Here is a 10,345-nt window from a genome sequence, read left to right on the forward strand (position 1 = left end):
AGGACACTGGTGTCCTAGAATTATACGTTTTAGCTAACCAAATATTATAAAAATCAATAAATCTTAATTCAACAACTCTTTAAAATCACTAGGAATTTGGGATTCGACTTTGACGTCTTTTTTTTCAAACGGATCAAAAAAAATTGTCTGATAACAATGTAATTTTTGCCGTTTATTGCTGTGTTCGTAAGGATTGTATAGCCAGTCTCCCACAAGCGGATAGCCAATTCTTGCAAAATGAACCCGAATTTGATGTGTTCGCCCCGTATGCAACCTAATTTTGACCAACGACATTCCATTATTAACCTTCAATGTCCAAAATTCAGTTCGACAATATTTGCCGTCATTTCTGACTTCTCGTTCGATAAATGATCCTGGTTTTCTACCAATTGGGAGCACAATCTGCCCATGCTTGATGTTAAGTTCACCTAACACAACGGCAACATAATATTTTTTTACCTGTCGGTCTTTCAGTTGCTTATCAAGTACCGAATGAGCTAAATGATTCTTAGCAAAAATAACCGGACCACTCGTATCACGATCAAGCCGATTAACGATGTGAACCTTCTTACTTGGATAATCATTACGAACATAATAACCTAAAACACGATTTAAAATTGTGTCATTAGGATAAATATGTGAAGGAACTGAAGCAACTCCGACCGGCTTATCAATTACCAAAAAATTATCATTTTCAAATAAAATCTTAATCGGTAAATTTGAAACCTGCAAAAAATCATTTTGTTCTTCAGGTGGCAAAATAACCTTAACTCGATCACCACGTGATAATTCAAAACTAGTATAAACATCCCTACTATTTACCATCAAGTGACCACCATGATAACGAATACTTTTAAGCAGCGATCTGGTAACCCCATTTTTCATCACAAACGTTCTGACTTTCATGGGTTTATATTCATCATAAATCCAATCAAAACTAATCATCGTCAAGGGTTTCCCCAATGAATGAATTACTTACCCGCTGCCAAAAATGAGTGTGACGATATTTGGCAAAATAAATTCTTCGTTTGGAAATTTTGAATTTAATGGACTTAATTGGACGATCTTTAATTAATAACTGGTCATATGTTAGAACGTTATGGAGTGATACCTCTGGCACAATCGTAATAGATTCAGTTGGTGGAATAATGATCGGTGAACCAATCGTTCGAAAAACCCGGTTATTAATTGAAGCCATCTCAGCCACTTGAATTGAATTGAACTTAGGCGAAATAATTGCTCCCCCTACTGATTTATTGTATGCGGTTGATCCAGTGGGAGTTGAAATACATAATCCATCGCCACGAAAGTTTTCAAAAAGTTCTCCTTTGATGAAGACTTTGGCCACCATCGTTCCGAACAGTTTTTTAAAGGTAGCCTCATTTAGCGCAATCATATAATCTGGTTGGCCACCATCAGCATAATCTACTTCGATATCTAATAAGGGATAGCTAACACTTTGACCATTATCATGCTTCAAACTTTCAACCAACTGGGTCACTTCAGTATCACGCCAGTCAGTATAAAATCCCAAATGACCCGTGTGAATTCCAACGAACCTAATCTTGTCAGTCAAATCATCGTAATGATGAAAAGCAGAAAGTAACGTACCATCTCCACCAACGGAAATTACAATTTCAGGATTAAGTTCATCAATTTCTAAATCTTTTGCATTTTCAATCTCTTTTGATAATTCCGATGCAATTCGACTCGAGGTCTCACCATCGTTACTATAAATTGCAATTTTCATTTTTGGTCCCTCGATTCGTGTTTATCGTGTTTATCGTTTTGATCCTTAAGATCTCGATCTAACTCTTGTTTAATCTCTAACATTTCTTCATCCAACTTATAAGCGGTTTCTGATGCCCCCTGTAACCTCTTATGAACTTCAGGAGGAAAAACATCAGGATGCTTATAATTTAAAGAATGTTCAATGGTAGCCCAAAAGTTCATTGCTAAAGTTCTAATTTGAATTTCAGCCAGAATATCCCTTTGCCCATCGACTAACTGCAAGGGATAATTAAATACAATGTGGTATGAACGGTAGCCACTGGCCTTTTCATTATTAACGTAATCCCGTTCTTCTAAAATATTAATGTCATTTCGTTTTCTAAGAATGTCTACTACTGTGTAAATATCATCAAGAAATTCACACATAATGCGCAATCCACAAATATCTTCCATGTCTTCAGACAAGCGCGATTCCTCAATGTGACGTCGCTGCATTTTTTCTTTGATACTATCAATTGGTTTAATTCTACTAGTAACAAACTCAATTGGTGAGCGTTCGCCACGTTCTAAGTACTCTGAGCGAATCCCACGTAATTTTAATTTTAATTCCTTTGAAGCTTCTTGATATGGAAATAAAAAGTCATCCCAATTCTTTACCATAAAACAACAATCTCCAGTCTGTCATATTGTTCCAGAAACATAATACCACACTTAATTATCATCCCAGTATAATAAGAGTACTAAAACAAATTTATTGAATTTTTATAAAAAAATGATAATCTAGTAAGTGCGTCGTTATAGAAGAGAAAGATAACAAACTAGGAAAGGAAAAAGTTATGATTGAACTATATTTATTTGTAGACCCAACTTGCAGTGATTGTGCTGAGTCCGAACGAACTATTGATCGTTTATCAAAGCAATTACCCTGTAAGACATCATTTCGAATCATTCCGATCATGAACCTTAGCGTTATATCTGGTAATAAGGAAGCTCACTCACAACTTCTTCCATATAAACTAATCCTTGATTATAAAGCAGCCCTATTTCAAGGAGCAAAAAAGGGTCGAACCTTTTTATTTGCACTACAGCACGACATTCTAAAAAGAAACATGACTTACTGCGATAGCTTAGTTTACGACATTGCCCAAAAAGCTAATCTAGACTTGGAAATGTTTAAAGAAGACCGTCGTTCAAAATTAACTGAGAGCACCTTTCAATCTGATCAACAAATGATTTCAGAAATGAATATCTCAAATCATGGTAATCTAGTAATATTCGACTGTGATTCTTCAGACAACGGTTTACTAATTGATAAAGTTGACTACCAAGAGTTATTTGATATTTGTAACCACATAATTCAAAAGGAATCACGAGAACTTGATGGTAAAATTAAACAACCAAATAATCTAAGGGTCCTCTAGAATAAAAAAAGTGGTTTCGCACCTAATAGTGCGAGACCACTTTTTTATTACTAAAGCCAACCAAACTGGCTCTTTTCAGTATCTAGCTTATTAATTTCTTTCATTTCATCGGGTGTTAACTCAAAATTGAAAATATCCAAATTACTCTTAATCCGATCTGGTTTAGTTGATCGTGGTAAAACAATAATTCCATTTTGAATTAAGAAGCGAAGGCCCACCTGACCAATGGTCTTATCGTGAGCTTGAGCAATCTTTCCCAACGTTTCATTGGTAAAGAAGCCGTTACGACCTCGTGCAAATGGTGACCAAGCTTCCAGTCGCAAATCATCTTTTTTAGCAACCGGCAAAAAGTCTTTTTGTTGACGAAATACATTAGTTTCAACTTGATCGACAACTGGTGCAATGTTAGCGTTCTTTAAAATTTTATCTAAATCATCACCATAGAAATTAGATAATCCAATACTCTTTAATTTACCCGCCTTAACGGCATCTTCCATGGCACGATAAGTTTCAGTTAGAGCACCTGCAGGCCAATGATACAACATTAAATCAATGTAGTCAGTTTGTAATTTTTCTAATGCTTCATCAATCATTTTAGTTGCTTCATCGTAAGATTCTGGGCTTTCAATCTTAGTGGTTAGAAAAATATCATCACGGTTAACATCACTGTTCTTGATTGCATTTCCAACTTCACGTTCGTTGCCGTAATCACGCGCAGTATCAATCCCAGGATAACCATCCTTTAACGCTTGATCAACACTCTTTTCCGTCTCTCTAGCTGGAATTTCATAGGTTCCAAAAAAGATCTCGGGAATCTTAATCCCATTGTTTAATGTAAATGTTTCATCTCTAGCTGTCATGCAAACACCCCTCCTCAATTAATTACAAGTACAGCATATTCCTCTCACATAATATTTCAAACATTGTGCTTATAGTAGATCTAAAGCATTTTTTCCAGTTCATCTAAGCGTCTTTCAAACTTATCAAAGGCTTGATTTAAATAATCCGGTTTAGTCATATCAACTCCAGCTGCTTTCATAATAGTAATAGGATCCTTACTACTACCTGATTTTAAATAGTTCAAATACGAATCAATCTTTTTAGGATCTCCACTCATAACTCGATCCGCTAATGCGGAAGCAGCCGCAAAACCAGTTGCGTACTGATAAACGTAGAAATCATAGTAAAAATGAGGAATCCTGGACCATTCAAGTCGAATCTCAGGATCAGAAACAACGTCTTTTCCATAATATTCTTGGTTCAAATTAAAGTAATATTTGTTCATAAAGTCCGCAGTTAACGACTTTCCTTCTTGTTCTGATTGATGGATAAACTCTTCAAATTCAGCAAACTGGGTTTGCCGAAAAATTGTTCCCTTTACTCCATCTAAGTAGGAATTAAGGATGTATTTGCGAACCTCTGGATCTGAATTATTTTTAAGTAAGTAATCAGTCAAGATATTTTCGTTAGTAGTTGACGCAATTTCGGCCACAAAAATTGAATAATCGCCGTACTGGTATGGTTGGTTATGAGAAGTATAGTAACTGTGCATACTATGTCCTGTCTCGTGCACCAAAGTGTATAAATTATCAAGATTATCTTGCCAGTTAAGCAAAACAAATGGATTCGTATCATACATCCCAGATGAGTATGCTCCCGTTCGTTTCCCTTTATTTTCAACTACATCAATCCAGCGATTATTAAATTCTTCTTTAACGTGTTTAACGTAATCCGGACCGTAAACGCTCAGTGCCTTTAAAGCTTCATCCTTCGCTTGCCCAAAGGAATACTTGAGACTTGGTTTTCCACTTAATGGCACGTACATATCATACATGTGTAATTCAGAAACATTCAAAGCTTTTTTTCTGAGCGCAATGTACCGATGAAATAACGGTAAGTGATCATGAACACTTTTTACTAAGGTTGTATAGACAGTTTCAGGAATCTCATTTTCACTCATTGCCATTTGTCTTGCTGAATCATATTTTCTCGTCTGTGCTTCAAAGTTATGAACAGATACTTCTGCTGACAAAGTTGAAGCAAGCGTGTTTTGAAATTGATCAAAGGTTGAGTAAAAGGATTTGAAAGCATTCTTTCTCACTTTTCGATCTTGCGACTCCAAGAGTAAACTATAAATACCGTTAGAAAGTCGTACTTTTTTACCCGACCCATCATCCACCTGAGGAAATTTAAGGTCAGAACTATCTAAGATTCCAAATGTCTTTTCGGGTGCCTCAAAAATTGTTGAAGCCCTAGCCATCAACTTTTCTTGGTCCTCAGGTAAGACATGATCCTGATTAACTAAAATCTTATCAAAAAGTCTTCGATATTCTTTTAACTTTGGATTTTCCTTAATAAACTGTTCGATGCTTTCAGACCCTAAGGAAATGATCTCAGGTTCAAACCAAGACTGTGATTGTCCCACCTTACTTCCTAGTTTTTCAACCCGGTCCATGTCACTCTGTAATTCATTATTAGTAGTATCAACATCACTAGCTGACTGAGCATAAACATATAATTTTTCATATTTTCGATTCAAGTCCAATACTTGCCTAATTACATTTAAAAGCAACTCACTATTTAAGCCTAGTTTTCCCTTTAATTGACTAACCTTTCCAACTAAATCATTAACTTCACTATATGCTCGTTCAAAGTCTGCATGATCCCTATATACAGTAGTCAAATCCCAAGTTAATTCTTTTGGAACCTCGTTTCGATTTGGCAAATCATTTATCTTTGACATTTTACAATCTCCATTTCATGAACGTTTCTTAATCATGATTATCTTAGCATAAACATCTCTATACCACGTAAATTCTTCAACTCGTTCAATCTTTCCATCATCAATCACCAACAGCTTATTATGAATCAAACAAGCCACAAACCTTTGAATATAAGCCTTCCTTACATTTTCAACATTGGTTAGAAAAACAAATTGATCATTTGGATCAGCAAAATGGCTTTCTTGATATACTTTATCCATAAATTGAAAAATACTTTTACCAGCCCACTTTTTTAGTTCACAGACGAAAATTATTTCCCAAGTCAACCACTGGTGACCGAAAACTGGAGGCAACATCCGATAATGATGACAAATAAGTGGACATCCAGTCACCGTCTTTCCATTTAGGTAGCAGTATTCCTGTAAAGCCATCATCCCCTGATCACGATAGCGAACTTTCTTCTCAATTTGTTTACATACCTTGATTAAATTAGGCTGCCTTAATTTATCAGATTGCTTTTTGTTAAAAAATTCAAACATTGAATACCAGCGTTTAAATGACTTCTCTCGGTAACGATAGACCCCATCAACTTGATGAATTTGGTAGCGGATAAAATATCGTGATCTAAAAGAATTCATATAAACAAGATAGTACCCCGTGTTTTTACGATATCTAATGAATTGAAGTACTGAAGGACTTGAAACCTTCTTTTTATAATATTTCATTCCCAAGATCCAAGAAGATTCCAGACCAATTGAATGGTAACCAGCTACCCGTTTACTCAACTGTTTAAAGCTAATAGGGCTGCATTGATACTCAATTGCCATATTACTCAAAAGAATATCCGCTCGTTGTTTTAAAGTTGGTAAATATACCTCTACATCAGCATCACATGGTAACGAGTTTAATATGATGTCTTTGCCAAGTGTATGCGCATAAGATTCACCGGCTCCCGTTTTACACTTCGAATTTGCTTGATGAGCAAAATGTGGAATTTTATTAATACCCTTTTTCAAAACCACCAATTCACCACAATCACAGCAATAATATTTATGATTCCTTTTGGCATCTCGTGCCATAATTAGCTTTCCATTTTCTAAAGCCATTAACATAAAAAAGACCCTTCGCAATATACGAAAAAAGATTCGCTAAATGCGAATCTTTTTACTTAAAATAATATGCAATTGTTTCAAGTGCATCACCAACCGTAATTTGCTTACCATACTTCTTTAATTTGTCTTCAGTCAGTGGCGCAATTTTCCCATACTCATAAACAATTCCCATTTCATCATTAATCATATGATTAAGGTCATCAAGATTAGAATTACCCTCACTATCGTACTGACCATTCAAATAGTATCTAAACATAATAATATACGAATTTTGATATTGATACAAATCAGTTTTTAATTCTACTGAATGGCGGGGAGTAACTTCCTTCCATTTATTGGCAAGTCCAATTAAATCATCAAATGAATTGAACTTGATTGGAATTAGTCGTTTACCAGCTTTTTTATCAAAAATATCATACATCTTGCGAATATCATTAACGTTTTTGCTAGTTCGTTGCTGCCTATTTTCATTTAATGGGGGTAACATCCCACCATTATCACCAATTTGATTTGAAATATTCTTATCTTTACTGATAAATAACTCTAATCCATCTTGGCTAGGAAGAATCTGAAACAAAACCGTATCTGTATCCGTAAAGTCTTTTTCAACGTCAGCTTCATCAAGAATGCTATAGAAAAATTGCTCACACTTTTCTCGATTCCCTAAAAGATCAAGCATCCCAATTCCATGCTTTTTTAAGTCTTCTTTGTTAATCAGTACACGGATTGTATCTTTGTTAACACGATGGAATTTCATAAAACGAATCGCCTCCTAAATCCTAATTGCCTTTCTTATTTTAGGCAATTCAACATTAACATTTTTACCAGCGGCTTGTTGTGCTTGCTGTAACAATTTTACGTGACTACCACTTTGAGGGAGATGACTTATTAACAGGTTCTTACTATCTGACAATCGAGCTAAGTGACCCGACTGTTTAGAAGTCATATGCCACAATTCACCATCCACATCCTCAAAGAAATTCGTATCTGATATTAACATATCAGAGTTCTGAACAAAATTAATCAGACCATCAAAATAACGTGTATCAGCTGTGTAACTCAATACTTTTCCAGATGATCGCTCAACAATCTTCATTGCAAAGGCTAGCACGGGATGGATTGTCTTTAAAAATGTGACTGTAAATGGTCCCACTTCAAGTTCACTATCGACACTAAAGGGTTCTTTTTCAGTCGAATTGGGCCAATCTAACTGGTTGTAATGAATCTGATCAGCTGTGTTTCCGTAAATTGGCAAAACATCGGTGTCATAACGTTTATCATGTAACTGCCAATAATACTGTAACACCCCAACATCAGCGATGTGATCTGCATGATAATGTGACAAGATAACTGCATTTAATTTTAGTGGGTCTAAGACCTTCTCTAATGAGAGCATTATTCCACTCCCACAGTCAATTAACAAATTAAAGTCATCGCTAGTAACTAAATATCCACTAGTACCAATTCCATCATAAGGATATCCACCATAATCACCTAAAACCGTAAGTTTCATTTTTATTCCCCCCATTTCCAAAAATTAGGACATTTTCCTTTTAACTCATTAGGATTTATTCTAAACTAATTATGAAGTAATTTACATCAAAAGGAAGTTAATAATATGATAAGACAAATTTCTGTAACATTTGGCACGAAGAATGTGTTAGTACACATCATGAAAAGTAATCCCGAAAGAGACTTAGCACTATTCTCCACCAATAATAATGATTCGGGCCTCCAACTCCTGGATTACAGTGGAAAGGAATCAATTTTTAAAAGTCCCATCACTTATGACGTCCTTTCACACGTTGGCGAAGATAACTGGAGTTATTTCATTAATTATGTGGAACTTTCACCATCTGATGACCAACGTAAAGTTTTAGATGCAAACATGAACACATTCATGAGTAGTCCTGAATTACCAAGCGGAATGTTTTCGGGGTATTATATGTCAGATTCAAAGGATCATACTAAGCGTATTATTCTCACTTTATGGCGTGGAGCATACGCATACAATGATTGGGCTAATCGTCCTGAAAGTATTGTTTCTAAATTTAAAAACGATCCTAACATTGATTACCGCTCAGCCAGTTATCAACGGGTTGCACCAACAAATAATTAATAGATATAAAAAAAGAGATGAATAATTCATCTCTTTTTTTATATGATAATGATACGGTTCGTACGAGACTCGAACTCGTGATCTCCTGCGTGACAGGCAGGCGTCCTGAACCAACTAGACCAACGAACCAAAATTGCGGGAGCTGGATTTGAACCAACGACCTCCGGGTTATGAGCCCGACGAGCTACCAGACTGCTCTATCCCGCGATAATTATATAGTAAAAATAATGATGACCCGTACGGGATTCGAACCCATGTTACTGCCGTGAAAGGGCAGTGTCTTAAACCACTTGACCAACGGGTCATAATAAACGGAGAAGGAGAGATTCGAACTCTCGCGCCGCTTGCGCGACCTACACCCTTAGCAGGGGCGCCTCTTCAGCCACTTGAGTACTTCTCCAATGGGTCTAGGTGGACTCGAACCATCGACCTCACGCTTATCAGGCGTGCGCTCTAAACCGACTGAGCTATAGACCCAAATAAAACAAATAAAAGCGGGTGACGAGAATCGGACTCGCGACAGTAGCTTGGAAGGCTACGGTTTTACCACTAAACTACACCCGCATAAAAAATATTAAATTAAGTGGCGCGGGACAGAATCGAACTGCCGACACACGGAGCTTCAATCCGTTGCTCTACCAACTGAGCTACCGAGCCATTTAAGCGGTTCGTACGAGACTCGAACTCGTGATCTCCTGCGTGACAGGCAGGCGTCCTGAACCAACTAGACCAACGAACCAAAATTGCGGGAGCTGGATTTGAACCAACGACCTCCGGGTTATGAGCCCGACGAGCTACCAGACTGCTCTATCCCGCGATAATATAAAGGAGGATGAGAGATTCGAACTCTCGCGCGATTTGACTCGCCTGACGGTTTTCAAGACCGTTCCCTTCAGCCAGACTTGGGTAATCCTCCAAAAACAACAAAGTAATTGTAACATATAAGTCAATAAACCTCAACGCCCACCAAACAGCGTTCGGATGGACCTTGTAGGACTCGAACCTACGACCGGACGGTTATGAGCCGTCTGCTCTAACCAACTGAGCTAAAGGTCCAAGACCTAATCGCGGCAGAGGGGATCGAACCCCCGACCTCCCGGGTATGAACCGGACGCTCTAGCCAGCTGAGCTACACCGCGATTTAAGATACATAAAAGTATCTAATCGGGAAGACAGGATTCGAACCTGCGACCCCCTGGTCCCAAACCAGGTGCTCTACCAAGCTGAGCTACTTCCCGA

Annotated in this window: 10 protein-coding genes and 13 tRNA genes; 2 read left to right on the plus strand and 21 right to left on the minus strand. The window is 37.1% G+C overall.

From position 1 onward, the window contains the following. Positions 1 to 63 precede the first annotated feature (63 nt). Genes AC6UC9_RS03825 through AC6UC9_RS03835 form a run of 3 tightly spaced genes read right to left on the minus strand, consistent with a single transcriptional unit; the run spans position 64 to position 2,391 of the window. Entirely contained in the window at positions 64 to 945 is an 882-nt protein-coding gene (locus AC6UC9_RS03825; RefSeq protein ID WP_500695521.1) for an RluA family pseudouridine synthase, read from the minus strand. Continuing rightward, positions 938 to 1,750, minus strand: coding sequence for an NAD kinase (locus AC6UC9_RS03830; protein ID WP_500693946.1), 813 nt, complete (start codon positions 1,748 to 1,750; stop codon positions 938 to 940). The genes AC6UC9_RS03825 and AC6UC9_RS03830 overlap by 8 nt, the downstream gene beginning before the upstream one ends. Beyond that, positions 1,747 to 2,391 (minus strand): GTP pyrophosphokinase, encoded by a 645-nt coding sequence (locus AC6UC9_RS03835; protein WP_500699346.1) that lies wholly within the window; start codon positions 2,389 to 2,391, stop codon positions 1,747 to 1,749. The genes AC6UC9_RS03830 and AC6UC9_RS03835 overlap by 4 nt, the downstream gene beginning before the upstream one ends. A 176-nt stretch (positions 2,392 to 2,567) precedes the next feature. Here AC6UC9_RS03835 and AC6UC9_RS03840 point away from each other — a divergent pair, with 176 nt between their 5' ends. Then, positions 2,568 to 3,152 carry a DsbA family protein gene (locus AC6UC9_RS03840; RefSeq protein ID WP_500701181.1) on the plus strand — a complete coding sequence of 195 codons (585 nt, stop codon included), beginning with the start codon at positions 2,568 to 2,570 and terminating at the stop codon, positions 3,150 to 3,152. 50 nt (positions 3,153 to 3,202) lie between these two features. On the opposite strand, the gene AC6UC9_RS03845 is transcribed toward AC6UC9_RS03840, so the two are convergent. The 5 genes from AC6UC9_RS03845 to AC6UC9_RS03865 form a co-directional block, all read right to left on the minus strand. Further along, the gene (locus AC6UC9_RS03845) at positions 3,203 to 4,012 is read right to left on the minus strand and encodes an aldo/keto reductase (RefSeq protein ID WP_500701182.1); all 810 of its coding nucleotides are present in this window, start codon (positions 4,010 to 4,012) and stop codon (positions 3,203 to 3,205) included. Positions 4,013 to 4,092: 80 nt separating this feature from the next. Next, the gene (gene pepF / locus AC6UC9_RS03850; RefSeq protein WP_500701183.1) at positions 4,093 to 5,895 is read right to left on the minus strand and encodes an oligoendopeptidase F; all 1,803 of its coding nucleotides are present in this window, start codon (positions 5,893 to 5,895) and stop codon (positions 4,093 to 4,095) included. Positions 5,896 to 5,910: 15 nt separating this feature from the next. Beyond that, positions 5,911 to 6,981, minus strand: a complete 1,071-nt coding sequence (locus tag AC6UC9_RS03855; RefSeq protein WP_500701184.1) for a competence protein CoiA — start codon at positions 6,979 to 6,981, stop codon at positions 5,911 to 5,913. Between the two features lie 58 nt (positions 6,982 to 7,039). Then, positions 7,040 to 7,744 carry an adaptor protein MecA gene (locus tag AC6UC9_RS03860; protein WP_500701185.1) on the minus strand — a complete coding sequence of 235 codons (705 nt, stop codon included), beginning with the start codon at positions 7,742 to 7,744 and terminating at the stop codon, positions 7,040 to 7,042. A 15-nt stretch (positions 7,745 to 7,759) separates the two neighbouring features. Next, positions 7,760 to 8,500, minus strand: a complete 741-nt coding sequence (locus tag AC6UC9_RS03865; RefSeq protein WP_500701186.1) for an MBL fold metallo-hydrolase — start codon at positions 8,498 to 8,500, stop codon at positions 7,760 to 7,762. A gap of 105 nt (positions 8,501 to 8,605) precedes the next feature. On the opposite strand from AC6UC9_RS03865, the gene AC6UC9_RS03870 reads away from it, so the two are divergent. After that, the gene (locus tag AC6UC9_RS03870; protein ID WP_500693954.1) at positions 8,606 to 9,106 is read left to right on the plus strand and encodes a hypothetical protein; all 501 of its coding nucleotides are present in this window, start codon (positions 8,606 to 8,608) and stop codon (positions 9,104 to 9,106) included. Between the two features lie 54 nt (positions 9,107 to 9,160). Here AC6UC9_RS03870 and AC6UC9_RS03875 read toward each other — a convergent pair. The 13 genes from AC6UC9_RS03875 to AC6UC9_RS03935 all read right to left on the minus strand — a co-directional run bounded on the left by AC6UC9_RS03875 (position 9,161) and on the right by AC6UC9_RS03935 (position 10,344). Then, positions 9,161 to 9,235, minus strand: a tRNA-Asp gene (locus tag AC6UC9_RS03875). A gap of 4 nt (positions 9,236 to 9,239) precedes the next feature. After that, positions 9,240 to 9,313: transfer RNA gene (locus AC6UC9_RS03880), tRNA-Met, on the minus strand. 24 nt (positions 9,314 to 9,337) lie between these two features. Then, positions 9,338 to 9,410 (minus strand) — tRNA-Glu (locus AC6UC9_RS03885). 8 nt (positions 9,411 to 9,418) lie between these two features. Further along, positions 9,419 to 9,506: transfer RNA gene (locus AC6UC9_RS03890), tRNA-Ser, on the minus strand. Between the two features lie 2 nt (positions 9,507 to 9,508). Then, a tRNA-Ile gene (locus tag AC6UC9_RS03895) sits at positions 9,509 to 9,583 on the minus strand. Between the two features lie 16 nt (positions 9,584 to 9,599). Further along, positions 9,600 to 9,670 (minus strand) — tRNA-Gly (locus tag AC6UC9_RS03900). A 20-nt stretch (positions 9,671 to 9,690) separates the two neighbouring features. Further along, a tRNA-Phe gene (locus AC6UC9_RS03905) sits at positions 9,691 to 9,763 on the minus strand. Between the two features lie 7 nt (positions 9,764 to 9,770). Continuing rightward, a tRNA-Asp gene (locus AC6UC9_RS03910) sits at positions 9,771 to 9,845 on the minus strand. 4 nt (positions 9,846 to 9,849) lie between these two features. Beyond that, positions 9,850 to 9,923: transfer RNA gene (locus AC6UC9_RS03915), tRNA-Met, on the minus strand. Positions 9,924 to 9,932: 9 nt separating this feature from the next. After that, a tRNA-Ser gene (locus AC6UC9_RS03920) sits at positions 9,933 to 10,022 on the minus strand. A gap of 66 nt (positions 10,023 to 10,088) precedes the next feature. Further along, a tRNA-Ile gene (locus tag AC6UC9_RS03925) sits at positions 10,089 to 10,162 on the minus strand. A gap of 9 nt (positions 10,163 to 10,171) precedes the next feature. Next, positions 10,172 to 10,245: transfer RNA gene (locus AC6UC9_RS03930), tRNA-Met, on the minus strand. A 25-nt stretch (positions 10,246 to 10,270) separates the two neighbouring features. Then, positions 10,271 to 10,344, minus strand: a tRNA-Pro gene (locus AC6UC9_RS03935). Between the last annotated feature and the right edge of the window lies 1 nt (position 10,345).

This window comes from Fructilactobacillus sp. X7R4C1 (genome assembly GCF_059901115.1).

Bases quoted from the DNA above. Each gene is read 5' to 3' on its own strand.
- AC6UC9_RS03870 (WP_500693954.1), top strand. From the start codon at position 8,606: ATGATAAGACAAATTTCTGTAACATTTGGCACGAAGAATGTGTTAGTA.
- AC6UC9_RS03825 (WP_500695521.1), bottom strand. From the start codon at position 945: ATGATTAGTTTTGATTGGATTTATGATGAATATAAACCCATGAAAGTC.
- AC6UC9_RS03840 (WP_500701181.1), top strand. From the start codon at position 2,568: ATGATTGAACTATATTTATTTGTAGACCCAACTTGCAGTGATTGTGCT.
- AC6UC9_RS03845 (WP_500701182.1), bottom strand. From the start codon at position 4,012: ATGACAGCTAGAGATGAAACATTTACATTAAACAATGGGATTAAGATT.
- AC6UC9_RS03860 (WP_500701185.1), bottom strand. From the start codon at position 7,744: ATGAAATTCCATCGTGTTAACAAAGATACAATCCGTGTACTGATTAAC.
- AC6UC9_RS03835 (WP_500699346.1), bottom strand. From the start codon at position 2,391: ATGGTAAAGAATTGGGATGACTTTTTATTTCCATATCAAGAAGCTTCA.
- AC6UC9_RS03830 (WP_500693946.1), bottom strand. From the start codon at position 1,750: ATGAAAATTGCAATTTATAGTAACGATGGTGAGACCTCGAGTCGAATT.
- pepF (WP_500701183.1), bottom strand. From the start codon at position 5,895: ATGTCAAAGATAAATGATTTGCCAAATCGAAACGAGGTTCCAAAAGAA.
- AC6UC9_RS03865 (WP_500701186.1), bottom strand. From the start codon at position 8,500: ATGAAACTTACGGTTTTAGGTGATTATGGTGGATATCCTTATGATGGA.
- AC6UC9_RS03855 (WP_500701184.1), bottom strand. From the start codon at position 6,981: ATGGCTTTAGAAAATGGAAAGCTAATTATGGCACGAGATGCCAAAAGG.